The organism is Tenacibaculum sp. IMCC1 (assembly GCF_054906355.1).
Window position 1 is genome coordinate 450177 of the sequence record NZ_CM142818.1, and the last position, 25335, is coordinate 475511.

The 25335-nt window shown below is 29.9% G+C and carries 28 protein-coding genes; 20 read left to right on the plus strand and 8 right to left on the minus strand.

The annotated features are described in order from the left end of the window. Positions 1–168 precede the first annotated feature (168 nt). A complete protein-coding gene (locus ACXIHB_RS02110; RefSeq protein WP_053056662.1) occupies positions 169–975 on the plus strand; it encodes a patatin-like phospholipase family protein in 807 nt (268 codons plus the stop codon). A 2-nt stretch (positions 976–977) separates the two neighbouring features. On the opposite strand, the gene ACXIHB_RS02115 is transcribed toward ACXIHB_RS02110, so the two are convergent. Continuing rightward, the gene (locus ACXIHB_RS02115) at positions 978–1622 is read right to left on the minus strand and encodes an SOS response-associated peptidase family protein (RefSeq protein WP_462098790.1); all 645 of its coding nucleotides are present in this window, start codon (positions 1620–1622) and stop codon (positions 978–980) included. Between the two features lie 472 nt (positions 1623–2094). Here ACXIHB_RS02115 and ACXIHB_RS02120 point away from each other — a divergent pair, with 472 nt between their 5' ends. The 4 genes from ACXIHB_RS02120 to ACXIHB_RS02135 all read left to right on the plus strand — a co-directional run bounded on the left by ACXIHB_RS02120 (position 2095) and on the right by ACXIHB_RS02135 (position 4661). Beyond that, positions 2095–2256: a DUF1328 family protein gene (locus tag ACXIHB_RS02120; protein ID WP_047788875.1), complete on the plus strand. Its 162-nt coding sequence runs from the start codon at positions 2095–2097 to the stop codon at positions 2254–2256. Positions 2257–2511: 255 nt separating this feature from the next. After that, entirely contained in the window at positions 2512–3060 is a 549-nt protein-coding gene (locus tag ACXIHB_RS02125) for a hypothetical protein (RefSeq protein WP_125064368.1), read from the plus strand. A 157-nt stretch (positions 3061–3217) separates the two neighbouring features. Beyond that, a complete protein-coding gene (locus ACXIHB_RS02130) occupies positions 3218–3721 on the plus strand; it encodes a Dps family protein (RefSeq protein ID WP_047788873.1) in 504 nt (167 codons plus the stop codon). A gap of 52 nt (positions 3722–3773) precedes the next feature. After that, positions 3774–4661 (plus strand): mechanosensitive ion channel family protein, encoded by an 888-nt coding sequence (locus tag ACXIHB_RS02135; RefSeq protein ID WP_462098791.1) that lies wholly within the window; start codon positions 3774–3776, stop codon positions 4659–4661. A 29-nt stretch (positions 4662–4690) separates the two neighbouring features. On the opposite strand, the gene aroB is transcribed toward ACXIHB_RS02135, so the two are convergent. Continuing rightward, positions 4691–5749, minus strand: coding sequence for a 3-dehydroquinate synthase (aroB, locus tag ACXIHB_RS02140; protein WP_462098792.1), 1059 nt, complete (start codon positions 5747–5749; stop codon positions 4691–4693). A gap of 102 nt (positions 5750–5851) precedes the next feature. Here aroB and ACXIHB_RS02145 point away from each other — a divergent pair, with 102 nt between their 5' ends. From ACXIHB_RS02145 to ACXIHB_RS02215, 15 genes are all read left to right on the plus strand, one after another. Continuing rightward, the gene (locus ACXIHB_RS02145; protein ID WP_047788870.1) at positions 5852–7018 is read left to right on the plus strand and encodes a proline dehydrogenase family protein; all 1167 of its coding nucleotides are present in this window, start codon (positions 5852–5854) and stop codon (positions 7016–7018) included. Beyond that, the gene (locus tag ACXIHB_RS02150) at positions 7018–7326 is read left to right on the plus strand and encodes an LETM1 domain-containing protein (RefSeq protein ID WP_047788869.1); all 309 of its coding nucleotides are present in this window, start codon (positions 7018–7020) and stop codon (positions 7324–7326) included. Before ACXIHB_RS02145 ends, ACXIHB_RS02150 begins: the two co-directional genes overlap by 1 nt. A 200-nt stretch (positions 7327–7526) precedes the next feature. Next, entirely contained in the window at positions 7527–9299 is a 1773-nt protein-coding gene (typA, locus tag ACXIHB_RS02155; RefSeq protein WP_073184109.1) for a translational GTPase TypA, read from the plus strand. Positions 9300–9605: 306 nt separating this feature from the next. Further along, the gene (gene hisG, locus ACXIHB_RS02160) at positions 9606–10463 is read left to right on the plus strand and encodes an ATP phosphoribosyltransferase (protein WP_073184144.1); all 858 of its coding nucleotides are present in this window, start codon (positions 9606–9608) and stop codon (positions 10461–10463) included. Positions 10464–10513: 50 nt separating this feature from the next. Next, a complete protein-coding gene (gene hisD, locus ACXIHB_RS02165) occupies positions 10514–11800 on the plus strand; it encodes a histidinol dehydrogenase (RefSeq protein ID WP_462098793.1) in 1287 nt (428 codons plus the stop codon). Between the two features lie 64 nt (positions 11801–11864). Further along, positions 11865–12929, plus strand: coding sequence for a histidinol-phosphate transaminase (hisC, locus tag ACXIHB_RS02170; RefSeq protein ID WP_462098794.1), 1065 nt, complete (start codon positions 11865–11867; stop codon positions 12927–12929). 14 nt (positions 12930–12943) lie between these two features. Continuing rightward, positions 12944–14077 carry a bifunctional histidinol-phosphatase/imidazoleglycerol-phosphate dehydratase HisB gene (gene hisB / locus ACXIHB_RS02175; protein WP_462098795.1) on the plus strand — a complete coding sequence of 378 codons (1134 nt, stop codon included), beginning with the start codon at positions 12944–12946 and terminating at the stop codon, positions 14075–14077. An 84-nt stretch (positions 14078–14161) separates the two neighbouring features. Continuing rightward, positions 14162–14743: an imidazole glycerol phosphate synthase subunit HisH gene (hisH, locus tag ACXIHB_RS02180; protein WP_173360947.1), complete on the plus strand. Its 582-nt coding sequence runs from the start codon at positions 14162–14164 to the stop codon at positions 14741–14743. A 12-nt stretch (positions 14744–14755) separates the two neighbouring features. Continuing rightward, entirely contained in the window at positions 14756–15472 is a 717-nt protein-coding gene (gene hisA / locus ACXIHB_RS02185) for a 1-(5-phosphoribosyl)-5-[(5-phosphoribosylamino)methylideneamino]imidazole-4-carboxamide isomerase (RefSeq protein WP_047788896.1), read from the plus strand. Between the two features lie 3 nt (positions 15473–15475). Further along, positions 15476–16228, plus strand: a complete 753-nt coding sequence (gene hisF / locus ACXIHB_RS02190) for an imidazole glycerol phosphate synthase subunit HisF (RefSeq protein ID WP_462098796.1) — start codon at positions 15476–15478, stop codon at positions 16226–16228. After that, a complete protein-coding gene (hisIE, locus tag ACXIHB_RS02195) occupies positions 16225–16809 on the plus strand; it encodes a bifunctional phosphoribosyl-AMP cyclohydrolase/phosphoribosyl-ATP diphosphatase HisIE (protein ID WP_462098797.1) in 585 nt (194 codons plus the stop codon). The genes hisF and hisIE overlap by 4 nt, the downstream gene beginning before the upstream one ends. A 260-nt stretch (positions 16810–17069) precedes the next feature. Beyond that, positions 17070–18224 (plus strand): class I SAM-dependent methyltransferase, encoded by a 1155-nt coding sequence (locus ACXIHB_RS02200; protein ID WP_253680246.1) that lies wholly within the window; start codon positions 17070–17072, stop codon positions 18222–18224. A gap of 9 nt (positions 18225–18233) precedes the next feature. Next, entirely contained in the window at positions 18234–18803 is a 570-nt protein-coding gene (locus ACXIHB_RS02205) for a Crp/Fnr family transcriptional regulator (protein WP_462098798.1), read from the plus strand. Between the two features lie 77 nt (positions 18804–18880). Further along, positions 18881–19555, plus strand: a complete 675-nt coding sequence (locus ACXIHB_RS02210; RefSeq protein ID WP_047788891.1) for a type 1 glutamine amidotransferase domain-containing protein — start codon at positions 18881–18883, stop codon at positions 19553–19555. 117 nt (positions 19556–19672) lie between these two features. Further along, a complete protein-coding gene (locus ACXIHB_RS02215) occupies positions 19673–20596 on the plus strand; it encodes an EamA family transporter (protein WP_047788890.1) in 924 nt (307 codons plus the stop codon). A gap of 45 nt (positions 20597–20641) precedes the next feature. Here the strand turns inward: ACXIHB_RS02215 and ACXIHB_RS02220 are convergent, their stop codons facing one another. From ACXIHB_RS02220 to ACXIHB_RS02245, 6 genes are read right to left on the minus strand one after another with little or no spacing between them, the layout of a single operon-like run. Further along, entirely contained in the window at positions 20642–21037 is a 396-nt protein-coding gene (locus ACXIHB_RS02220; RefSeq protein WP_159615584.1) for a hypothetical protein, read from the minus strand. Between the two features lie 40 nt (positions 21038–21077). Next, the gene (locus tag ACXIHB_RS02225) at positions 21078–21899 is read right to left on the minus strand and encodes a DUF1853 family protein (protein WP_394421157.1); all 822 of its coding nucleotides are present in this window, start codon (positions 21897–21899) and stop codon (positions 21078–21080) included. Positions 21900–21906: 7 nt separating this feature from the next. After that, a complete protein-coding gene (locus ACXIHB_RS02230) occupies positions 21907–22410 on the minus strand; it encodes an OmpH/Skp family outer membrane protein (RefSeq protein WP_047788866.1) in 504 nt (167 codons plus the stop codon). A 58-nt stretch (positions 22411–22468) separates the two neighbouring features. Further along, positions 22469–23377 carry a tRNA (adenosine(37)-N6)-dimethylallyltransferase MiaA gene (gene miaA / locus ACXIHB_RS02235; RefSeq protein ID WP_462098799.1) on the minus strand — a complete coding sequence of 303 codons (909 nt, stop codon included), beginning with the start codon at positions 23375–23377 and terminating at the stop codon, positions 22469–22471. Next, complete coding sequence (locus ACXIHB_RS02240) at positions 23378–24193, minus strand: ion transporter (protein ID WP_082118625.1); 816 nt, start codon at positions 24191–24193, stop codon at positions 23378–23380. It lies immediately after the preceding gene. A gap of 31 nt (positions 24194–24224) precedes the next feature. Continuing rightward, the gene (locus ACXIHB_RS02245) at positions 24225–25322 is read right to left on the minus strand and encodes an exonuclease domain-containing protein (protein ID WP_047788863.1); all 1098 of its coding nucleotides are present in this window, start codon (positions 25320–25322) and stop codon (positions 24225–24227) included. Positions 25323–25335: the final 13 nt, after the last annotated feature.

Consider the following 25335-nt stretch of genomic DNA (forward strand, 5'->3'; position numbering starts at 1 on the left):
GAAATAGTTTAGCAAGAACAAAAAGATTATAGATATTATGATTAACTCGATGAAAAGAAGTAAAAAATAAGTTTTAAGTATTGATAGCAGTTTTGTAGAAAAAATTAAAATTATCTAAAATAAAATTTTAAAAAAATAGATAAGTAAAACTAAAAAAGAGCTAAAAAAATGATTAAAGAAAAATATAAATGTTCTTTTGAAAAAATAAAGAACCTGGACACAAAAGTGCCTATAAATTTAGTATTAAGTGGAGGAGCCGAAAAAGGTGTAGCTCATATTGCTTTATTAGAAAAGTTAGAAGAGTTAAATATTAAAATTAATTCAATTTCAGCTTGTAGCGCTGGTTCATTGGTAGGAGCAATGTATGCTTCTGGAATGAAACCAAAAGAAATATTAAACTTTTTTAAAAATACTGAAATATTTCAGTTTTCTTGGATAACAATTGCTAAACCAGGAATTTTTAATTCATCCAATTATGCAAGATTGATTGACGATAAAATAAAACCAACCTTTGAAGATCTAGAAATACCTTTAATAGTTTCTACAACTAATTTAAATAAAGGAACTACAGAGTACTTTAATGAAGGAAGTTTACTAAAACCTGTTTTAGCATCATGTGCATTACCAGGTTTATTCAATCCTGTAAAAATTGGAGATGCACTTTATTCTGATGGTGGAATTATAGATAACTTTCCTACAACTCCCTTTAAACAGTCAGAATATCCAATAGTGGGAAGTTATGTAGTATATCCTTCTGAAAAAACAAGTGAGGAACTAAATACCACTTTGAAAGTTTTAGCACATACATCTAAACTTTTAATGCTATCATCTGAAGAATATAAGTTTTTTGAAACATATGCTACTATTTGTTTTCCTTTAGGTGAGTTTAGCGGTTTTAGCACTAAAGAAGTAGATTCAATATATGAAACAGCAAAAAAGTACATAGATAAAAAACTAGAAGAAAGAATAAATTAATTTCAAACATTTTCTTTTTTAGAAGCTATTCTCTGTACCTTTAAATTTGTAATGTAAGGTGTACTCATAAGGTAATTTATATCTATAATTTCTGATTTTTTATTTAACCACATATTTTTAAAAATTTCAGGAATTTGTATGGGCATTACCTGATAAAGATTATTAAAGTCATTAAGTTTTCCAATTAGTTTGGTGTTAATAACTGAACATGTATAAAAGCCATCGTTGGTAATGTTATATAAACCCGCTAAATAAAAGGGTTTTTGATTGTCTTTTTCTACTAAATAATTCTCTACAACTCCATTAATAACTTTATGAATATAAAAACCAGTTACGATAAATAAACACCTTCGTAAATAAAGAGCTTCTTTAAAAAGTATATTATTTTTAATCTCTTCCTTATTTATATGTAGTGTTTGTTTTATATGTTGAAACTTATTCCAATTATCTCCATAATTTTGAGGAAGTAGCCCCCAAATGGCTTGCATAATTTGATTAGGATTTTCCATATTAATTATACAAACTGTTTGTTCTTTTAAACCATTAATTTTTCTTTTAGGTTTATGTAAATAAGGATACTTAAAAGGGAGTTTTGTAAAGGTTTCAATACGTTCTATACTTGCTATGTTTGATAGCTTATAAATCATAAAGCTACTGTTGATTATTAAAAATAAAAATGAGAGTAATACCTATTAATAAACAAGAAAGTATAATATAAAAGGCTATTCTAGTTATTTTATTGTTTTGAAAAATATAATTTTTATGCTTAGAGTCAGGATTCTCTTTAATTATTTTAAAATCTTCATTACTTTTTTTCATACTTATTAATTATTTATATTTTGTTTGTTGCAAAACTATATTGTTAAAAGAGTCAATCTTTGTTCTTTAGAAATAGATATTGACTCATTTCATATTAAGTTAAGTGTAACAATTAACAAGAGATTATATTTTAGTTTGTTAACTAATAAAGTTAGTTTGAAGTCTGTTAAATTTAATGAGTATATTTTTATATGAGTTAAGAACAAAACTAAATGAGTAAATATAAAACAAGCTATCTAGTTAATTTTGTAACTGTACAAAAGATGTACTTTATAAACACTAATTTAAAATTTTAATAATATGTTACGTTGGACAGTCACTTTTATAATAATAGCAATCATAGCCGGTATTTTAGGATTTGGAGGAATAGCAGGAGCAGCCGCAGGGTTTGCTAAAATAGCATTCTTTATTTTTATAATTTTATTTATTATATCCTTATTTACAGGTAAAAGAAAAGTTTAAAAAAATAAAGAATAGAGTATTAAAAAGCGTGAGTTTTCACGCTTTTTTTTATTTATGAATAAGTTTTATTTATTAAGTGAGCAAAAAACAAAATTAAATGAGCAAAACACATAAATAAACCTGCGTTAATTTTGTAACAGACATTACAAATCGTTGTTTCATAGCGAAAATGTATAGGAATATATAAAATATATTTCAGGTGTTAAAAAGTACACATCTCAAATAAAGTTACTTGTAATTTTAAAATAGATTAAAATGAAAAAAATAATAATGGGATTATTACTTACAGGAAGTATTACCTCTTTAAACGCGCAAACGGAAGTAATAAAAACGACTGAAGTAAAAAAAGCAAAAAAGATTAATGAAAAAGGTTTAATTTATGATACAAAAGTAAAAGTAGTAACAAAAAAAGAAAAACAAACTAAGTTTAATCCCAATCAAAAGAATAAACTTAATCAAGATGTAGTAGAGTCTCCAATCACAGTAGATAAAACCATTATGGTAGATAATGATTCTGATATTTTTTATGACTCAAAAGCAAAAGTAAAATATTTTAAGTATAAAGGTAATAAGTATGACTTTTTAATTGATCAAAATAATTTACTAATCACATATAAGCTTAATAATGAAGATATAACATCAGCAAGAGCTATAAAATCTATTAATAATAACTTTTATGTAGTAGAAGGTAAGGATTTTAATGGCGTAGGTTATTTTAATAAATATGGTGATTTTATTATTGAATATAAAAATCAAGAATCTAATAACTTGGAACAAGCCATTTTTGAAACCTTTAAAATGTAATTTATAAAACTAATAAGTTATAATTTCATCCTTTTTTTATCACTAAAAGGTTAAAATGAAATGAGCAAAGATTCGTATTAAATAAGCAAACTTAGGCTTAAGTTCTTAAGTAGTTTTGTAACATAATTAATTATTAACAAAAAACACACACAGTAAAATGAATTATTTAAACATACAAACAGAAAAAGTATTACCAGTAGCAAAAGAATTAAACCAATTATTGGCTGAATATCACATATACTATCAAAAGTTAAGAAATTTTCATTGGAATATTGTGGGGAAAAACTTTTTTGAACTACATGAAAAATTTGAAGAAATGTATAGTGATGCTAGAGTTAAAATAGATGAGATCGCAGAACGTATTTTAACTTTACAATATCATCCAATTAGTAGATATAGTAAGTATTTAAAAATAGCAAATATATCAGAAGAAAGTCCTTTTCAAACAGATAGTGATATGATTTATATTTTATTAGATGATCATAAAACATTATTAAAGCAAATGGCAAATGTGATAAAAAAAGCGGAAGAAGCAGAAGATGAGGGAACGATAGATTTAATGGGAGGATATATTGCTTCTTTAGAAAAAACAAGTTGGATGTTGAACGCTTGGAGCAAAAGTACCGTAGAGCAATTAAATGAGGATATTGTATTGTCATAAAATTATTGTTGAATTTATCTAATAACTAAAAACAAAAACTACTTTCTCCTACATGAATTTTAGCAGCACCATAGCCAAATTAAAAGAATCTGTTCAATTATACTGGAATGAGTTTATAAACCAAATTCCAAAAATAATTATAGCTATTTTTATAGTGGCTGTAGGTATTATTATTGCTAATCTTATATCAAATTTTTTTAGAAAAACAATTTCTAAGAAAACAAATGATCCTTTAATGACTAATTTTTTAGCCAAAACAATAAAAATTAGTTTTAGTATTTTGGTAATCATGCTTGCTTTAAAGATAGCAGGTTTAGGAGGCATTGCTGCTGGATTGTTAACTGCAGCTGGAGCCTCAGCTATAATTTTTGGATTTGCTTTTAAAGATGTAGGAGAGAATTTTATCTCAGGAGTAATACTATCCTTTAATCGCCCTTTCGATGTTAATGATACAGTAATGATTGGAGATATTTTTGGTAAAGTAAAAATGATGGAATTTAGATTTACCAAATTAAAAACATTCGATGGAAGAGATGTATACATTCCCAATAGTGACATTGTAAAGAAAGCTGTATATAACTATACTGAAGATGGTTTTTACCGTTCAGACTTTGTGGTTGGGATTGATTATGATGATGACATAGATACAGCAAAAAAAGTAATCATAAATGCGGTAGTTAATACTTTAGGAGTTATTGATACAGATGAACATCAATGTTTTGTTACGGTAGACGGTTTAGGAGTAAGTACTGTAAATTTAAAAGTTATTTTTTGGACCAAAACTAAAGAATACAAACGAGGCGCACTCGAAGTTAAAAGCGATGTAATTAAAAACGTAAAAAACGTGATAATAAAAAACGGGCTAAACATGCCTGCAGATATTACAGAGATAAAACTATACGGTTCACAAGACAGTATTCCAATTACAGTAACAAAATAAAAAAAGCAACCCCGTGGGTTGCTTTTTTTTTATGAATTATAATAACTAAGACTCTCCCTAATTAAATCATCAGAAGCTTTACTGTTTATTTTAAAATCTTCATAATCGTTAAGAAGCACAAAGTTAATTTCTCCTCCTATATTCTTTTTATCATGTTTCATCAATTCAAGAATAGGCTGAAAATCTTCTTTTACCAATGCTACTTTACCATAAATTTTAATAATAGCATCTTTTATTTCAGAGACTTTATCTTCAGGAAAATCTAATACTTTTGATGATAAGTAAGCTTCACAAACCATTCCAATGGCAATAGCTTCACCATGTGTTAGAGCTTCCTTTTTCGGGTTCTCTAAAAAATAAGACTCTACACCATGCCCAATAGTATGTCCCCAGTTTAAAACCTTACGAATATCTTGTTCTTTAGGATCTTCCAAAACAACTTCATTCTTAATTTCTATAGAACGATGAATCAAATCAACAATATTAAGTTTATCGTTATCTTTAATTTCGTTAAATAACTTGATATCGTGGGTCATTCCATACTTAATAATTTCCGCAGTACCAGAACGAATTTCTCTGGGAGTTACGGTGTGTAAGTATTCAGGATCAATAATAATTAACTCTGGATTAGCAAATACACCAATCTGGTTTTTTAATACACCTAAATCAACACCTGTTTTTCCGCCAACAGAAGCATCTACCATGCTTAATAAGGTTGTAGGAATATTCACAAAATCAATTCCACGTTTAAATGTAGATGCAACAAAACCACCTAAATCAGTAATCACACCACCACCTAAGGTAATTAATAAGCTTTTTCTATCAGCTCCTAATTCAGTCATTACATTCCAAACTCCCATACAAGTTTCTATGTTTTTATGAACTTCACCAGCATCAATTTGAATGACTTCAATAGGTTTATCTGTAGCAAATAACTGAATGAATCGAGGATAGCAACAATCTAAAGTGTTGTCATCCACTAAAATAAAAACTGAAGAATAGTTTCTTTCAGAAACTAAATAGGTTAATTCATTATAGCCTTTTTCTTCAAAATGAATAGGGTATGTTGCTGCATTAATTGTGGTCATAATAACAAAAAAATATAAGGCGAAATTAAATAGAAAAAATTAAAATATATCAGTCTACTCAATTATATTTGTCTCAATAAATAAAGAAATAATATTACCTCGATAATGAGACTTTTTGATAATACAGAAACTGCTTTTAAATTAAAATCTGACTCAGAGTTAGAACGTGCATATTTTTTGTTTAAAATGATTCAGAGCCAACCAATGGTTCGAATAGGTACAGCGGTAACAAACTTTGCTTTAAAAGCACACTTACCAGTTGAAGGATTAATCCGTTCAACAGTTTTTGATCATTTTTGTGGAGGAGTAAGTGAAGATGATTGCTTACCTAATATCGAAAAAATGTACGAACAAGGTAATGTACACAGTGTTTTAGATTATTCAGTAGAAGGGAAGGAAGATGAAGCCCAGTTTGATGATGCTTTAAAAATGACGTTGAAAACAATCAATTTTGCTGAAGAAAAGCAATCTATTCCTTATGCAGTTTTTAAACCTACAGGTTTCGGACGTTTCGCTTTATATCAAAAATTAACTGAAGGAAAAGAGTTTACTTCAGAAGAAAAAGTAGAGTGGGATAGAGTTGTAGAGCGTTTTCATACCGTGTGTAAGGCTGCAAAAGAAAAAGATGTTCCATTACTAATTGATGCAGAAGAAAGCTGGATGCAAGATGCTGCAGATGATTTAATTGAGGAGTTAATGGAAATTTACAATAAAGAAAAAGCCATTGTTTTCAATACACTACAAATGTATCGTCATGATCGTATGGAATATCTACGAAAGCTACACCAAAGAGCTCACCAAAAGGGATATCATATTGGAATGAAAGTTGTTCGTGGAGCTTATATGGAAAAAGAGCGTGAAAGAGCTAAAGAAAATGGTTACGAGTCTCCTATCTGTGTGGACAAACAAGCAACAGATGACAATTATAATGAAGCAGTTCGTTATATGATGGACCATAAAAATATGGCAATTTTTGCAGGAACTCACAATGAAGAAAGTTCATATTTATTAATGGATTTAGCTAAAGAACATAATATTGCTAAAGATGATAAACGCATGTGGTTTGGTCAATTATATGGTATGAGTGATCATATTAGTTTCAATTTAGCCAAAGAAGGATATAATGTAGCGAAGTATGTTCCATTCGGACCTGTTCGTGATGTGATGCCATACCTAATTCGAAGAGCAGAAGAAAACACTTCAGTAGCTGGGCAAACTTCCAGAGAATTGAATTTACTTAAAACTGAAAAAGCACGTAGAAAGCTTTAATGAATACAGTTGATGAAATAAAAGAAGCTATCTATAAAAATAAAAAAAGATTAGCAAAAGAGCTTCAAGAAAGCAGAGAGCTTATATTTCTTGTTAGAAAATCACTAACAACTTCATTAACAGACGAAGAAAAGGCAAAAGTAAAAGAACAAACACTTGATATTTGTAAAGCAATTCCTGCCTTTACAGTGTTTATGCTACCAGGAGGAGCATTACTTTTGCCTTTACTTATAAAATTAATTCCTGATATTTTACCTAGTGCTTTTAGAGAAGATGATGAAGAGCTAGAAAATAGAAAGTTAAAATAGCACAAAAATTATCTATTACTCCCTTTTTAGGCATTAATTAAAGCTACAAAATTCCTTTAAATGAAAGTAGAAATAGTAGTATATTGTTATAAAAAAGTACTTTTTGTAAAGCTTTAAATAAAATATTACGAATTCATAAATAAAATTTCGTTAATCGTAAACAATAAAACACTACTTTTGCAGCTTCAAAATAAGCACGAATGCAATCAATAAGAAACATTGCTATTATAGCACACGTTGACCACGGTAAGACAACCTTGGTAGACAAAATTATAGATCAAGCCAAAATTTTAGATGAACGTAAAGAGCGTACTGATTTATTATTAGATAATAACGACTTAGAACGTGAACGTGGTATTACCATTTTATCTAAAAATGTATCCGTAAACTACAAAGGGGTGAAGATTAATGTAATTGATACTCCTGGTCACGCCGATTTTGGTGGAGAAGTAGAACGTGTACTAAAAATGGCAGATGGAGTTTTATTATTGGTTGATGCTTTTGAAGGACCAATGCCTCAAACACGTTTCGTATTAGGAAAAGCTATTGAATTAGGGTTAACTCCTATTGTAGTAGTAAACAAAGTAGATAAAGAAAACTGTACACCAGACTTAGTACATGAAAAAGTATTTGATTTAATGTTTGCTTTAGAAGCAAATGAAGATCAATTAGACTTTACAACTATTTACGGTTCAGCCAAAAATGGATGGATGAGTACAGATTGGCAAAAACCAACAGAAGATATTGTTCCTTTGTTAGATGCTGTTTTAGAAACAATTCCAGAAGCACCATATCGTGAAGGATCTCCTCAAATGCAAATTACATCGTTAGATTATTCTTCATTTAAAGGAAGAATAGCTATTGGACGTGTTTACCGTGGAGATTTAGAAAAGAACAAAGACTACATGCTTTGTAAAGCAGATGGAAGTACGAAAAAAGTCCGTATTAAAGAATTACACGTTTTTGAAGGAATGGGTAAGGCTGAAGCAGAAAAAGTTCGTAGTGGAGATATTTGTGCAGTAACAGGTTTAGATGATTTTGAAATTGGTGATACGATTGCCGATGTAGATAATCCAGAAGCTTTACCAAGAATTGAAGTAGATCAACCTACTATGAGTATGTTATTTACTATTAACAACTCTCCATTCTTTGGTAAAGAAGGTAAGTTTGTAACGTCTCGTCACTTACGTGATCGCTTATTTAAAGAGATGGAGAAAAACTTAGCGTTACGTGTTGATGAAACAGATACAGAGGATAAGTTTAACGTTTTCGGACGTGGAGTATTACACTTATCAGTATTAATTGAAACGATGCGTCGTGAAGGATACGAATTACAAGTAGGTCGTCCTCAAGTAATTTTAAAAGAGATTGACGGAGTTAAGTGTGAACCATACGAAACATTATCAATTGATGTTCCTGAAGATGTAGCTTCTAAAGCAATTAACTTAGTTTCTTTACGTAAAGGAGACTTATTAGTAATGGAGCCAAAAGGAGATTTACAACATTTAGAATTTACCATTCCATCAAGAGGATTAATTGGTTTACGTAATAAAATATTAACAGCAACAGCTGGTCAAGCAATTATAAACCACCGATTCAGCGAATATGGACCTTATAAAGGAGAGTTTGCAGAAGAGTTAAAAGGTGCTATTGTTTCTTCTGAAACAGGAAAAGCAACTGCTTATGCAATTGACCGTTTACAAGATAGAGGACGTTTCTTTATTGATCCAAACCAAGAGATTTACAAAGGTCAGGTGGTAGGTGAAAATGCCAAGGCAGATGATATGGCAGTTAACTTAATTAAAGGAAAGAAGTTAACTAACGTACGTGCTTCAGGTTCAGATGACGGCGTGAAAATTGCTCCAAAAATTGATTTCTCATTAGAAGAATGTATGGAGTATATTAGACCAGATGAGTATTTAGAAGTTACCCCAGAAAGTTTACGTATGCGTAAAATTAACTTTGTTAAATAATACAACCTACTTTAGGTAAAAACATAAAAACCACCTGAAATTCAGGTGGTTTTGTTTTTTTTGAAAAAAAACTTGCACAATTCAATTTTTATTTCAAATCTTTGTAACAACAAAACACAAGACATGAGTTTTATTCAATTACATCATCATCATTTTCATACTTGCACTCAGGCGAGCTGAAAATGTATTGAATAAAATCAAGATATATTTTAAACCCGTTTGAGTAAATCAAACGGGTTTTTATTTTCAACAAGGCGCCACGAAAATACTTCCCAAAAGATTTGCTCAAACCCATTCAAAACTAAAATGAGTAAATTAAAAATAGCCATACAAAAATCAGGAAGACTCAACCAAGATTCCTTACAAATTTTAAAAGATTGTGGAGTTTCTATTGATAACGGTAAAGATCAATTAAAAGCTTCTGCAAACAATTTTCCTTTAGAGGTTTTTTATCTAAGAAATGGTGATATTCCGCAATATTTAAAAGATGGAGTTGTAGATATAGCCATCATTGGCGAGAATTTATTAATAGAAAAAGGAGAGGAGATTCAATTTATAGAAAAATTAGGTTTTTCAAAATGTAAAGTATCCTTAGCAATTCCTAAAAATGAGAAATATACAGGAATAAACTATTTTCAGAATAAAAAAATAGCAACCTCATACCCAAATACAGTTTTAAAATTTCTAGAAAAAGAGAACATAAAAGCACAATTACATATTATTAATGGTTCAGTAGAAATAGCTCCAAATATTGGATTAGCCGATGGTATTTGTGATATTGTTTCTAGTGGTTCAACTTTATTTAAAAACAATTTAAAGGAGGTAGAAGTTTTATTAAAATCAGAAGCAGTATTAGCGGTTTCTCCTCAAATAAAAGAGCAACAACAAGTAATACTTAACAAGTTACAGTTTAGAATTCAATCAGTATTAAAAGCAAGACAATCAAGGTATGTGCTATTAAACGCTCCGAATGAAAAATTAGAAACAATTATTAATATTTTACCAGGAATGCGTAGTCCAACGGTACTTCCTTTAGCTGAAGAAGGGTGGAGTTCTGTGCATTCTGTATTGAATAAAAATCAATTTTGGGAAATTATAGACGAATTAAAAAGTAATGGAGCAGAAGGTATTTTGGTGTGTCCAATAGAAAAAATGGTTGTTTAATAACAGAAAAGTAGCCAATAATTATAGCTAAAAACAATAAAAATAAACAGATGAAAATTATAAAAAATCCAGGGGAAAAAACTTGGGAGTTACTGTGTAAAAGAGTTACTTTAAGTGAAAACAGTTTACAGGAAACAGTACAAACAATATTAAATGATGTAAAGCTTAATAAAGATAGAGCTTTAAAAAAATATACACAGTTATTTGATGGAGTGTTATTAACCGAGTTAGAAGTTTCTAAAAAAGAGTTAGAAGAAGCACAAAACTTAGTTTCAGAAGAATTAAAATTAGCTATACAATTAGCAAAAAATAATATTGAAGCTTTTCACAACAGCCAAAAAGAAACACCTAAAAAAATAACAACAACAAAAGGAGTAACTTGTTGGAGAAAAAGTGTAGCAGTAGAAAAAGTAGGCTTGTATATTCCTGGAGGTTCTGCTCCATTATTTTCTACTATTTTAATGTTAGGAGTTCCAGCAAAAATAGCGGGTTGTAAAGAAATAGTATTGTGTACTCCAACGAATAAAGAAGGTAAGATTAACCCAGCTATTCTATATACTGCTTCTATGGTAGGAGTAACTAAAATTTTTAAAGTTGGAGGAGCTCAGGCTATTGGAGCGATGGCGTACGGAACAGAAACCGTTCCTCAAGTATATAAAATATTAGGGCCAGGGAATCAGTTTGTGACTAAAGCCAAAGAATTGGTACAACAACAAGGGGTAGCTATTGATATGCCTGCAGGCCCTAGTGAAGTACTTGTAATTGCAGATGAAACATCAAACCCTGTTTTTGTAGCTTCCGATTTATTATCACAAGCAGAACATGGAGCAGATAGTCAAGCTATTTTAGCCACTACTTCTGAAAAAATTGCTCAAAATGTTATAACAGAACTAAACAAACAAGTAGAAGAATTACCTAGAAAAGAATTAGCTAAAAAAGCAATAGGGAATAGTTTTGCAGTTGTTTTAAATTCTTCTGAAGAATGTATCCAGTTTAGTAATGAATATGCTCCAGAGCACTTAATTATAGCATCAGAAAAAGCTTCTGAATATATCGAAGGAATTGTAAATGCTGGTTCAGTATTCTTAGGAAATTACAGTTGTGAAAGTGCAGGTGATTATGCTAGTGGCACCAATCACACCTTGCCAACTAACGGTTATGCAAAAAACTATAGCGGAGTTTCGTTAGACAGTTTTGTAAAGAAAATTACTTTTCAAGAAGTAACTAAAGAAGGAATTGAAAATATAGGTGAAGCCATAGAATTAATGGCAGAAGCAGAAGGCTTACAAGCGCACAAAAATGCCATTACAGTTAGATTAAAAGAGTTAAATGGCTAAGCGTCATTTCGAATGAATATGAGAAATCTTAACCTTATTGAGTAACACCTCAAAATAGTTAACAATGAAAAAAATAAACTTAAACAAGATAGTACGCACAAACATTCAGCAATTAAAAGCTTATTCTTCTGCTAGAGATGAATTTAAAGGTGTTGCTGAAGTGTATTTAGACGCTAATGAGAATCCGTTTGGTGTTTTGAATCGCTATCCAGATCCGCAACAAATAGCAATTAAAAAACGATTGTCTGAGATTAAAGATGTAAATGAGAATCAAATTTTTATAGGAAATGGAAGTGATGAAGTAATCGATTTAGCATTTAGAATATTTTGTAATCCGGGGAAAGACAAAGCCTTAACTTTTACACCCTCTTATGGAATGTATAATGTTTCCGCAGCTATTAATGATGTTGAATTGATTGAATTAGCTTTAAATCAAGAATTTCAGATAAATACAGATGTTTTAGAATGTTATTTAGAAGATGAAAATTTAAAAATAATATTCATTTGTTCACCAAATAACCCAACAGGTAACTGTTTTGAAGATGAAACAATTGAGTTTATTCTTAGTAAATTTAAAGGAATTGTAATTATTGATGAAGCTTATATTGATTTTAGTTCTAAAGAATCTTTTATAAATCAATTAAAAAATTACCCTAATTTAATTATAAGTCAAACCTTTAGTAAAGCATGGGGATTGGCAGGTGTTAGAGTAGGAGCAGCCTATGCTAGTAAAGAAATCATTGATATATACAACAAGGTGAAGCCTCCTTATAATATCAGTGCTTTAAATCAAGAAGCTGTACTTAATAAGTTAGATAACTTAGCACAGTTTGAAATTGAGAAAAATATCATTCTCAATGAAAAGGAAAAACTAGAAAAACAGCTACAAGAAATTGAATTGGTAAAAAAGATATATCCTTCTGAAGCTAATTTTATACTAATTGAAGTTACAAACGCTAATGAATTGTATAACTCATTAGTAGCTCAAAAAATTATAACTAGAAACAGGAATAGTTTAGTAAATAATTGCATACGAATTACGGTAGGAAGCGAGAAAGAAAACAAGAAATTAATGACTGCATTAAAGGAATTGAGTGTTACACCTGATGAAGTTGAAAATTCATTTTAAATTTTAAAAAAACGATGAAAAAAATATTATTTATAGATAGAGATGGTACCTTAATTAAAGAACCAGCAGATGAACAAACAGATTCGTTTGAGAAATTACAATTCTATCCAAAGGTTTTTCAAGGATTGAGTAAAATAGCCAAAGAGCTTGACTTTGAATTAGTGTTAGTTACTAATCAAGACGGATTAGGAACAGAAGCATATCCAGAAAATACGTTTTGGCCAGTACATAACTTTGTGATGAACACCTTAAAAGAAGAAGGTATTGAGTTCGTAGAAGAAATCATTGACAGAACCTTTGCTAAAGACAACCAACCTACAAGAAAACCAAACACAGGCTTATTAACAAAATATTTCTCTAAAGAATATGATTTGAAAAACTCTTTTGTGATTGGTGACCGTTTAACCGATATAGAACTTGCTAAAAACTTGGGAGCTCAAGGAATTTACATAAATGATGAAACAAATTTAGGAACTGATGAAATTACTGTAAAAAGAGAGGAACTAGATGATTTTATAGCTTTAGAGAGTAACGATTGGAACACTATTTATGAGTTTTTAAAATTAGAAGAACGTTCAGCAACTATTGAACGTAATACAAATGAAACTCAAATTAAAATTGATTTGAATTTAGATGGAACGGGAAAAAGTACAATAAATACTGGTATTGCTTTTTTCGATCATATGTTAGATCAAATAGCGCGTCACGGTCAAATGGATTTAAACATCCAAGTAACAGGTGATTTAGACGTAGATGAACACCACACCATTGAAGATACTGCAATTGCTTTAGGAGAAGTATTTTATAAAGCATTGGGAAATAAACTAGGGATTGAACGTTACGGATTTTGTTTACCAATGGATGATTGCTTAGCTCAAGTAGCCATTGACTTTGGTGGAAGAAACTGGTTGGTTTGGGAAGCAGACTTTAAACGAGAAATGATAGGAAAAATGCCTACGGAAATGTTTTATCACTTCTTTAAGTCGTTTACCGATGGTGCTAAGTGTAATTTGAATATCAAAGCAAAAGGAACAAACGAACATCATAAAATAGAAGCCATTTTTAAAGCTTTTGCTAAGGCTATAAAAGTAGCAGTAAAAAGAGATGTAGATAAGATGATTTTACCATCAACAAAAGGAGTTTTATAACAATGAACAATAATCAATTATCGGTAGACAATGGTTAAAGAGAATAATAGGTAACTGATGATTGATAAATGATAATTGAAAAATATGATAGCTATTATAAAATATAATGCTGGAAATATACGATCGGTACAAAATGCACTAACTCGCTTGGGGTACGAAAGTATTATAACTGATAATCCAGAAGAAATACAATTGGCAGATAAAGTAATATTTCCTGGGGTTGGAGAAGCAAGTTCAGCAATGCAATACTTAAAAGAAAGAAATCTTGATGAGTTAATTGTTTCCCTAAAACAACCTGTACTAGGAATTTGTCTAGGATTACAGTTAATGTGCACATACTCAGAAGAAGGAGATACCGAATGTTTGGGCATTTTTGATGCGTGCACAAAACAATTTCCACCAAAAGAAAAAGTCCCACATATGGGATGGAATAACTTTTTTGAATTAAAATCATCTAAACTGTTTACAAACATAGCTTTAGAAGACGATGTATACTATGTTCACGGATATTATGCAGAAGTATCTAAAAACACACTGGCAATCTGCGATTATATTCTTCCGTTTAGTACCGTTATGCAGCAAGATAATTTTTATGCGATGCAATTTCATCCAGAAAAATCAGCTGATGTTGGAGAGCAGTTATTGAAGAATTTTTTAGAGTTATAAAAAGAAATTAAAATGAGAATTATACCCGCAATAGATATTATAGAAGGAAAATGCGTCCGCTTGACTAAGGGCGATTATGATACCAAAAAAATATATAATGAAAGTCCGTTAGAAGTAGCAAAAGAATTTGAGGCAAACGGAATAGAATACTTACATGTTGTTGATTTAGATGGCGCAAAATCTAGTCGAATTATAAACCACAAAGTATTAGAGCAAATAGCAACGAAAACGAATTTAAAAATTGATTTTGGAGGAGGTCTAAAGTCAGATGAAGATGCTCGAACTGCATTTGAAAGTGGTGCAAACCAAATAACAGGAGGAAGCATAGCGGTAAAAAATCCAGATACATTTATTGGATGGCTTACTAAATACGGAAAGGATAAAATAATTTTGGGAGCTGATTGTAAAGATAGAAAAATAGCGACTAATGGTTGGTTACAAACCTCAGAAGTTGATGTTGTTGAATTTATAAGTGAATATCAAGAAATAGGTATTTTAAACACAATTTGTACCGATGTAGCTAAAGACGGGATGTTACAAGGAGCTTCTTTAGATTTATATTTAGAAATTTTGAGTAAAACTTCAGTCAACTTAATAGCGAGTGGAGGAGTAGCCTGTATCAATGACTTACATCGATTAAAAGAAATTGGTTGTGAAGGAGCCATTGTAGGAAAAGCCATTTATGAAGGAAATATAAGTTTGAAAGAATTACAAGAATTTATAAGTTAAAACATGTTAAAGAAAAGAATTATTCCATGTTTGGATATAAAAAATGGAAGAACGGTTAAAGGGGTCAATTTTATAGATATTAAAGATGCTGGAGATCCAGTAGAATTAGCAAAACAATATGTAAAACAAGGAGCGGATGAATTAGTATTTTTAGATATTACAGCTACTTTAGAAAATAGAAAAACCTTAGTTACATTAGTAAAAACAATTGCACGAGAGATTAATATTCCTTTTACTGTTGGTGGAGGTATTAGTACTGTTGAAGATGCAGTGGCGTTAATACAAGCTGGAGCAGATAAAGTAAGCATCAATTCTTCCGCAGTAAAAAACCCACAATTAATTACGGATTTAAAAAATCGGTTTGGGAGTCAGTTTGTAGTTGTAGCTATTGATACGAAAAATGTAAATGGGGAATGGAAAGTGTTCACCAAAGGAGGTACTTTTGAAACCGAATTAGAAACTTTGAGTTGGGCTACAAGGGTTGAAAAATTAGGCGCTGGTGAAATTCTATTAACTTCTATGAATAGTGATGGTACTAAAAACGGATTTGACATTGAAGTAACCAATGCAGTGAGTAAAGCTGTTAATATTCCTGTGATTGCTTCTGGTGGTGCTGGAAAAGTAGAGCACTTTACTGAAGTCTTTACCAAAACCCAAGCTAGTGCAGGATTAGCTGCTAGTATCTTTCACTTTGGTGAAATACCAGTACCCGTACTAAAAAACGAATTAAAAACACAAAATATTCCTATACGATGAATATAGATTTTACAAAAGGAAACGGGTTAGTTCCTGTCGTTATTCAAAATAATACCACTTTACAGGTGTTAATGCTAGGTTATATGAATAAGGAAGCATTCACTAAAACGCAAGAGGAAGGAAAAGTAACTTTCTATAGCCGTACTAAAAAGAGGTTATGGACAAAAGGAGAAGAGTCAGGGAATTTTTTATGGGTTAATGACATTCAAATAGATTGTGATAATGATACCTTATTGATTAAGGCAACTCCTGAAGGACCAACTTGTCATAAAGGAACCACTTCTTGTTTTGCTGAAGAGACATCTAAAGGTTTTTTGTATTCATTGGAAAGTATTATTTCTGACAGAATAGATAATGATGTAGAAACCTCTTACACTAATAAACTTTTTAAAAGAGGTATTAATAAAGTAGCTCAAAAAGTAGGAGAGGAGGCTGTAGAAGTAGTCATCGAAGCAAAAGATAATAACGATGAACTATTTAAAAATGAGGCTGCTGATTTACTATACCACTATTTAATTTTATTAAAGGCTAAAGGTTTTAAGCTAACAGATATTGAAAGTGTTTTGAAAAATAGAAATTAATAAAGTTAGTTAACATGTTACAACCTCCTTTATAGAAAGTTTATAAAGTCAACTATTAGGGAAGGCTATGTGCTAATATTAATTATAAAACTATAATTATTCTTTTTAAAGTTAAGTAAGAAGAAAGATGTAGATAATAAATTATTAACTTTTAGATATTTAATACAGTTTAGTTTTTTTAAAGACGATTTTGAATAAAAAATGTTAAGGATGATAAGAAATATGAGAAATATTAATAATCGATTGTCTATTTTTACGGTATGAAAGAAGATTTACACCAACTATTTACTGAGTTCCAAAATAGCATACAAAAAAACGATTTTGTAAAATTGACTTTAAGTAAACCAATTCGTAAAAGTGATGACTTGTCGAATGTATACGTTCGTCAAATAACGCTAAAAGGAGACGTGTGTTTTCAGTTTTTATATCGATATAAAACAAACGACCAAGCAAAAAATTATTCATTTGAAGAGAGTATAGAAGAATTAACTCTTTTACTTTCAGAAAAGTTTAGAGCGGCGACATTATTTACGTTGGAAAATGATTTATTAGTGTTTCTTTCTAAGAAGAAGAAAGTAAGCTATAAAACCACACAACCTAGTTTTAAAAATAAGTTACCAGAAACCCATGACAAACCCAAAGAGAAAAGAGCCAAAAACAGCGAGTATTTATATCATTTGGGAATAACTGATAAAGAGGGAAAGGTAATCCCCAAAATGGCGGATAAATACCGTCAAATTAATAAGTATTTAGAAATTATAGAAGCGCAAATACAATCGGTTAAGTTACCTAATCATATCAATATTGTTGACATGGGGTCAGGAAAGGGGTATTTAACCTTTGCTTTATATGATTATTTGGTAAATCAAAAAGGGTATACAGCTAGTGTTACAGGTATTGAATTGCGTGAAAGTTTGGTAAATTATTGTAATAATATTGCTAAAAAATGTGGGTTCAAAGGTTTATTATTTGTAGCACAACCTATTCAGGAGTATGACAATGATAAAATAGATATTTTAATAGCTTTACATGCTTGTGATACAGCTACAGATGATGCTATATACAAAGGGTTGATTTCTAAAGCAGAGTTAATCATTTGTGCACCGTGTTGTCATAAACAAATCCGTCAGCAAGTAAAAGGAAAAGAGCAGGAGAGTCCTTTGTTAAAATATGGTATTTTTAAAGAACGTCAGTTTGAAATGGTTACTGACACCATACGCGCTTTAATTTTAGAGAAGAATAATTATACTACGAAAGTTTTTGAATTTATAAGCAACGAACATACACGTAAAAATGTAATGCTGATAGGTGCTAAATCATCTAAAAAGGTAGATGAAAAACGTATTGAAGCTAAAATTTCAGAATTAAAAGGAGCTTATCAAATAGAACAACACTATTTAGAGGGCTTACTATAACTTTTTATAATGAGTACATCTGTTAGTAATGTGTTTAAAGATCTTCAGTTAGAAAGTGAAGAATTAAAGGTAGTTGAGGATATTTTTTCAGAAGTAACTTATAAAAAAGGTGATACGATATTACATGCTAACGAGAAAGTATACTATCAATATTATGTAATAAAAGGTTGTTTACGAACTTTTTTCATGGATGCTAAAGGAAAAGAGCATACCATACAATTTGCAATTCACGATTGGTGGATTAGTGATTATATAGGTTACTTTTCTGAATCAGAATCGATACTTGCCATTGAATGTATTACTGATGCTATTGTATTAAAAGTAGCCAAGAATGATTTAGATAATATTTATGAAAAAGTTCCTAAAATAGAACATTTTTTTAGAAAAAAGTTAGAGCGTTCAACAGTGCGATTTCAAAAAAGAATCTTAAATAATTTGGTGTTATCTGCTAAAGAGAGGTATCATTTGTTTTTACAAACCTATCCAAACATAGAGCAACAAATTAAAAACTATCATTTAGCATCTTATTTAGGAATAACAACCGAAAGTTTAAGTAGAATACGAAAAGATACATTATAAGCCTCTTTATTACCATACATCAATTTTTTTTTAACTTTCATGTTCTAATTTTGGAGTAACTTAAAAATATAAATAACATGAAAAAAGTAGTATTTGTACTAACTAGTCATGAAGAGCTAGGAAATACAGGAGAAAAAACAGGTTTTTGGATTGAAGAATTTGCAGCACCTTATTATCTATTAAAAGACAAAGGAGTAGAAGTAACTCTAGCATCTCCAAAAGGAGGACAACCACCAATTGACCCTAAAAGTAATGAACCAGATTTTCAAACACCAGCAACACTTCGTTTTAATAAAGATGAAGAACTTCAAAATGTCATGGCGAACACTGCAAAGTTAAGTGATATTAGTGAGGCTGATTATGATGCTATTTTTTATCCAGGAGGACATGGACCTTTATGGGATTTAGCTGAAGATAAACATTCTATAGCTTTAATAGAAGCTTTTTATACAAACGATAAGCCAGTTGGTGCTGTTTGTCATGCGCCTATAGTATTAAAAGATGCACAAGTAAATGGAGAGCCTTTAGTTAAAAATAAAAAAGTAACTGGTTTTTCTAATACAGAAGAAGAGATAATGCAATTAACTTCAATTGTGCCATTTTTAGTGGAAGATGAGCTAAAAAACAAAGGCGGAATTTATAGTAAAGCAGGAGATTGGCAAGAATATGTTATTGAAGACGGAAATTTAATTACAGGACAAAACCCAGCTTCATCAGAGTTAGTAGCTGAAAAATTACTGGCAAAATTATAGTTATTCTAAGGGAGAATATTAAAATAAAAATCGGTTAAAAATATTTTTAGCCGATTTTTATTTTTTAGGTATAAGTAAAAAGGTTTTATTGTACATTTAACGCCTAAGAATAAAAAAATGAAAGAATCTAAACCACTAATTATAGCGGCTTTTATTGCTATTTATGTTATTTGGGGATCCACTTATTTATTGAATAAAATTGTTGTTACAGAAGTATCTCCGTTATTATTAGCGGCCATTCGTTTTTCTATATCGGGAGCATTAATTATGTTAATAGCTAAGTTTTTAAAAGTACCTATTACAGTAACCAAAAAGCAACTTTTAAACTCTGCGATAGCAGGCTTCCTTTTTTTAGTATATGGAAATGGAATGTTTGTTTGGGCATTAAAGTTTGTTGATAGCGGTTTTGGAGCTTTATTAGCGGCAACACAGCCATTATTTGTATTATTACTACTACGTTTAATTGATGGAAAAAAGATGCAACGACAATCAATTATAGGAGTAGTTTTAGGGATTATAGGAATGTATTTATTGGTTAGTCAAAATGAAATAACAACTTCAAAAGATATGCTAATAGGAATTTTTATGATTTTTTCTTGTGTTTTAAGTTGGAGTTATGGTAGTGTATTTGTTTCTAAAGCCAAACTTCCTAAAAACTTTTTTGTAAGTACAGGTTACCAAATGCTTTTTGCAGGTGGCTTACTTTTTACTGCATCTTTATTATTAGGTGAAAACTGGTCTTCTCCCTTGGATTGGTCTTTTAAAGCGCAAGGAGCTATGTTTTTATTAATAGTTTTTGGAAGTATTGTAGCTTTTACATCTTTTAACTACTTGTTAAAAATTGTTCCTACAGAAAAAGTATCAACATCAGCGTATGTAAATCCTGTCGTAGCCTTGTTTTTAGGATGGTATTTTTTAGATGAAACCTTAACAACACAATCGGTAATAGCGTCTATTGTATTATTATCAGGAGTTTATTTTATTACATCAAGAAAACGAATATCAAAACTTAAAGTAACTTCTAAACCACAAAAAGTATAAACTTCCATTAACAGGAGTATTTTAGTAGTGTTTTAAGCATAGTAATTATATTCCTTTACCTGATAAATACATAACTAGTTCTCCTGTATCATGTCTTATTATTACGATAGTTTTTCTTGTGCCAACTTTAGTTGGTGTAAATACTAGATTGAAATAAGTACCTTTTCTGCTAATACTTGTTCCTATGGACAATCCTTCAACCCTAAAATCTTTAGGATTATCTCCTTTAAGAAGTATTTCAGTTATCCTTGTATCTACATCACATACATTTGAAAGTTTAAATTCTGACTTTTTACTTGTGTGTATTTTAGATTCTAGTTGAAAATAGTCGAGAGAAACTTCATTAGCTTCAACACAAGTAATGGGCTCATCACCCTTAAAACAAGAAGAAAAAAAAGTTATGATGAAAAGTAGTAAGAGAAATATATTTGAATTTTTCATGATTTTTTAGCAGCAAATTTAATAAGTAATTTGAAATACACTAATTATTCCACCAAACTATAAAAAACTTAAAAAGTTCGCCGTTTGGTTTCTTTAGCCAACAAAGAGGAGTATTTTCTTCATTTAAAAATTGTTGAAGTTTATTTTGAAAGGTTTCAAAAGTTAACCAGTCAATATTTGAATGTGGATTTACTAACCAGTTATGTTTATTAGGAATATAGAATTTACAATCTGAGAATTGTGGTAATTCTTTCGGGTAAATATAAAAACCATAGATACACTCATTATTTAGCTGTTTGATTTTTTTTCCGAAATCCTTTAGAGGAACAAACAATTGTGCTTTAAAATATACTTGTTGTATTATTTCATCTATAACCAACTTTAATTTATCTAAATAAGTTTTAGTATGATTAGAATAGAGTAGTGGTAATTGTTTTTCTTGAAGTTTTGTTAGCTTTTGAATAAGAGAATCGCGTCGATTTGGGCCAATCCAATGTTCAATTTCAGAGTTTCCAACAGAAACATCATATAAGTAGAACTTATATATAATTTCTAAATGAATTGATTCTTTACCCTTTAACAATAAACAATCTAACTCTCCTACAGTAATTTTTTTATTTTGAATTTGAATGTTCTCAGCAAGGATTGATACAGAACTATTTTGATTTAATTCAAATGAAACAAAACGTTCAACCAATTTACCCAAACGTAGTTTTTGTTTGATTTCTTCATTAAACGAGATTGTTTTAATTTTTAATATGGAGAATTGTTCTAAATTAAAAACACCTTTTCCATGCCATAGAAAAGGTGTTTTTAAAAATCCTTCATATTGTAATTGTAAGTCTTTTTGTTTTAGGGACATAAAAGATTTACTCTTTAATTCCTAGTTTATCTAATACCAATTTAGTGATATCAAAACGTTCATCGATATAACCAAATTCGTTTCCAGTAGTAGTTAAAATTTGTGTATAACCATTAGCTTTTGCTACTTCAGCTATTACTTCGCTTAGTTTTTTATATAGTGGTCTTAAACTCTGCTCTCTTTGCACTTGCATCATAGCTGATCCATTCTGACGAAATTTACCCATTTCTTGTTCAAGAGTTCTTAATTCTTGAATTCTAGTTTTCTTATCATCATCGGTCATTAGTTTTTCTTCTGCTTTAAAAGAATCAACTTTTGTCTTATATTCTGTAGCTTTTATTTGAAAACTAGAATCTAGTTTTTTACCATAATTTTCTACTCGTTGTAAGACCCCTTTCATTTGAGGCATTTTACTAATGACTAATTCGCTATCTACCGTTCCTACTTTGGTTTGCGCATTTGAAAATCCTATAAAAAATAAAGTTAGTATAAAAGTGATTTTTAGTTTCATGTATTTCTGTTTTTTGACAAATATAAAAAAGTGATTTTTTTAGTGCTCTTAAAAAGCGTTAAAGTTTATTTTCAATAGTTTTTATGATATTTTGAAGATCTTCTTGGAAATCAAACCATAAAATGTTTGAATCTTTACGAAACCATGTTCCTTGTCGTTTGGCAAACCTTCTTGAGTTCTTCTTAATTTCCTCAATAGCAAATTCTTTAGTAAAGTTACCTTCAAAATATTCGAATAACTCTCTGTACCCTACTGTTTGCAATGCGTTTAGGTTTTTATAAGGATGTAGTTTTTTAGCTTCTTCTATCAAACCTTTTTCAATCATAATAGCTACACGACGATTAATACGATCATACATAATTTCTCTATCGGCTGTCAATCCAATTTTTATAGATTGAAAATTACGAGGTGCTTTAGGTTTATTTTTAAAAGAACTGTATGTTTCTCCAGTTCCTATACAAATCTCTAAAGAACGGATTAATCGATGTGGATTGTCAATAGCAATCGTATTGTAAGCTTCAATATCAAGTTTTTTTAATCTTTTTTGAAGATGTTCTATACCTTTGTTTTCTAACTCAGTAGTTAAATCTATTCTTATTTGTGAGTCTACATCAGGAAAATAATCTAATCCTTTTAAAACAGCATCTACATACAAACCACTTCCACCTACCATTATTTGAATAGGGTTTTTAGTAAATAGTTCGTTTAGAGTTTTTAATGCATCTTTTTCAAACTGTCCTACTGAATAATTTTCAAAAACACTTCTGTTTTGAATAAAATGATGTGGAGCAGCATCCAGTTCTTCGGGGTCAGGAACCGCTGTTCCTATAGTCATTTCTTTATAAAACTGACGAGAGTCACACGAAATAATTTCACAATTAAAGTGCTGAGCTAGTTTAATGCTTAGTGCTGTTTTACCAATAGCAGTTGCACCAACAATCGTAATTAATGTGTTTTTTTGAGACATTTAGTTCAGTTTTGTTCCGCAATGATAACAAAATTCTGCATCATCTTTATGTCCTTCATAGGAGCAATTTGGGCAAGATTGAGTGTTTAGGTGTACCTTTTTTTTAGTCATTTCGGAACTTACAATTCCTGTAGGTATCGCAATAATAGCATAACCAATAATTACTGTAATACTTGCAATAAATTGTCCTAAAGCGGTTTGCGGAGCAATATCTCCATAACCAACGGTTGTAAGTGTTACTATTGACCAATAAATGCTTCTAGGAATACTTGTAAAGCCGTTTTCAGCCCCTTCAATAAAATACATTACGGAACCTAAAATGATACAGATAATCAACACAAAATAAAGAAAGACTCCAATTTTAGCTTTACTAGCATTTAAAGCTTTTATTAATTGATTTGACTCTCCAATATACCTAGAGACTTTTAAAATCCTAAAAACTCTTAATAGGCGTAATGCTCTCAAGGCTATTAAACTACTATGTGTACCTACAAAAAAGAACGTTAGGTACATAGGAATAGTAGAAAGTAAATCTATAATACCATAAAAGCTAAAAATGTATTTTGTTGGCTTGTTTATTGAAATAATTCTTAGGATATACTCAATGGAAAAAAAAATAGTAATAATCCATTCTGAAATATATAGGAAATTATGATGTTTGTTATCAAAACTTTCAATACTTTCAAGCATAACCAGTACAATACTTGCTAAGATTGCAAATAACAAGATGATGTCAAATAATCGTCCTGCAGGAGTATCTGCTTCGTAGATTACTTCATGTAATTTTTCTCTCCAATTAAGTTTTTTACTATCCAAAAGATTAGGTTTTTGAATGCTTTATAGCATATTATAAATTATTTTCAACTTGTAATCGTACTATTTTAGAGACTTTATTTTTTAGTAAGTAGTTTTTAATGATAGTTTTTGCTAACTCTTTGTATTCAATAGGAGTAAGCATTGATTTTAGAATAGATAACTGGTTTTCCTGAAAAGCAAGATTGGTATACGTATATCCTATAACTTCGTTTTTTTCGATTAAAATTACGGCGTGTTCTTCAGGAATTCTACCTTTATCAACAATAAGCATATTATCGTGATTAAAGTTTTTATCTGTAATTTTTCTTTTTCTAATGATATTGTACTTAGGTTTTAGCTTTTCAAGTTCTAAATGATATTTTAAACGGGTAAAAAGCATATTCCCAGTTTCTTCATAAGAAACTTTACTAACTCTTTTTATTACTTTTAATGCTTTTCTAGTTTCTTTTAAAAAGAGTTTATTAGTTTCTTGCTTTATATTTTTACCTCTCCCTACAAAAATGATTGTTCCTTCGTGGTTATGAACATAAAAAAGACCTTCTTTTTCAGGTAAACTATCTAATATTCTTTGAATACGAAACTTTTCATGTCTGTTGTCAAAATACTTTATAGATTGTTGAATAATACCTTTCTCAACATCTTTATCTATTAATAGTTTAAATAATTGTACCGTAGCTAATGCGTCACCTGTTGCTCTGTGACGATCAGACATAGGAATTCCTAAAAACTTACAGAGTTTTCCTAGACTATGAGATGGTGACTCTGGAATTAGTTTTTTGCTTAAACTAACTGTACATAGTGTATTTCGTTTGTATTTATAACCTAATCTGTCAAATTCGGTACGAAGAATACGATAATCAAAATTAGCATTATGAGCCACAATAAAACAATCTTGAGTTATTTCAACAATTCTTTTCGCTATTTCATAAAACTTGGGCGCATTTCGTAGCATTTTATTATTAATACCAGTAAGTTTTACAACAAATTCCTGAATTTCCCTTTCTGGATTAACTAAACTAATGAATTGATCTACAATTTGATGTCCATCATATTTATAGATGGCAATTTCTGTAATCCCTTCTTCGTTATATTTCCCTCCAGTAGTTTCAATGTCTAAAATAGCGTACAAATCTCTCCCTTTT

Bases quoted from the DNA above. Each gene is read 5' to 3' on its own strand.
- ACXIHB_RS02110 (WP_053056662.1), top strand. From the start codon at position 169: ATGATTAAAGAAAAATATAAATGTTCTTTTGAAAAAATAAAGAACCTG.
- ACXIHB_RS02115 (WP_462098790.1), bottom strand. From the start codon at position 1,622: ATGATTTATAAGCTATCAAACATAGCAAGTATAGAACGTATTGAAACC.
- ACXIHB_RS02120 (WP_047788875.1), top strand. From the start codon at position 2,095: ATGTTACGTTGGACAGTCACTTTTATAATAATAGCAATCATAGCCGGT.
- ACXIHB_RS02125 (WP_125064368.1), top strand. From the start codon at position 2,512: ATGAAAAAAATAATAATGGGATTATTACTTACAGGAAGTATTACCTCT.
- ACXIHB_RS02130 (WP_047788873.1), top strand. From the start codon at position 3,218: ATGAATTATTTAAACATACAAACAGAAAAAGTATTACCAGTAGCAAAA.
- ACXIHB_RS02135 (WP_462098791.1), top strand. From the start codon at position 3,774: ATGAATTTTAGCAGCACCATAGCCAAATTAAAAGAATCTGTTCAATTA.
- aroB (WP_462098792.1), bottom strand. From the start codon at position 5,749: ATGACCACAATTAATGCAGCAACATACCCTATTCATTTTGAAGAAAAA.
- ACXIHB_RS02150 (WP_047788869.1), top strand. From the start codon at position 7,018: ATGAATACAGTTGATGAAATAAAAGAAGCTATCTATAAAAATAAAAAA.
- typA (WP_073184109.1), top strand. From the start codon at position 7,527: ATGCAATCAATAAGAAACATTGCTATTATAGCACACGTTGACCACGGT.
- hisG (WP_073184144.1), top strand. From the start codon at position 9,606: ATGAGTAAATTAAAAATAGCCATACAAAAATCAGGAAGACTCAACCAA.
- hisD (WP_462098793.1), top strand. From the start codon at position 10,514: ATGAAAATTATAAAAAATCCAGGGGAAAAAACTTGGGAGTTACTGTGT.
- hisC (WP_462098794.1), top strand. From the start codon at position 11,865: ATGAAAAAAATAAACTTAAACAAGATAGTACGCACAAACATTCAGCAA.
- hisB (WP_462098795.1), top strand. From the start codon at position 12,944: ATGAAAAAAATATTATTTATAGATAGAGATGGTACCTTAATTAAAGAA.
- hisH (WP_173360947.1), top strand. From the start codon at position 14,162: ATGATAGCTATTATAAAATATAATGCTGGAAATATACGATCGGTACAA.
- hisA (WP_047788896.1), top strand. From the start codon at position 14,756: ATGAGAATTATACCCGCAATAGATATTATAGAAGGAAAATGCGTCCGC.
- hisF (WP_462098796.1), top strand. From the start codon at position 15,476: ATGTTAAAGAAAAGAATTATTCCATGTTTGGATATAAAAAATGGAAGA.
- hisIE (WP_462098797.1), top strand. From the start codon at position 16,225: ATGAATATAGATTTTACAAAAGGAAACGGGTTAGTTCCTGTCGTTATT.
- ACXIHB_RS02200 (WP_253680246.1), top strand. From the start codon at position 17,070: ATGAAAGAAGATTTACACCAACTATTTACTGAGTTCCAAAATAGCATA.
- ACXIHB_RS02205 (WP_462098798.1), top strand. From the start codon at position 18,234: ATGAGTACATCTGTTAGTAATGTGTTTAAAGATCTTCAGTTAGAAAGT.
- ACXIHB_RS02210 (WP_047788891.1), top strand. From the start codon at position 18,881: ATGAAAAAAGTAGTATTTGTACTAACTAGTCATGAAGAGCTAGGAAAT.
- ACXIHB_RS02215 (WP_047788890.1), top strand. From the start codon at position 19,673: ATGAAAGAATCTAAACCACTAATTATAGCGGCTTTTATTGCTATTTAT.
- ACXIHB_RS02220 (WP_159615584.1), bottom strand. From the start codon at position 21,037: ATGAAAAATTCAAATATATTTCTCTTACTACTTTTCATCATAACTTTT.
- ACXIHB_RS02225 (WP_394421157.1), bottom strand. From the start codon at position 21,899: ATGTCCCTAAAACAAAAAGACTTACAATTACAATATGAAGGATTTTTA.
- ACXIHB_RS02230 (WP_047788866.1), bottom strand. From the start codon at position 22,410: ATGAAACTAAAAATCACTTTTATACTAACTTTATTTTTTATAGGATTT.
- miaA (WP_462098799.1), bottom strand. From the start codon at position 23,377: ATGTCTCAAAAAAACACATTAATTACGATTGTTGGTGCAACTGCTATT.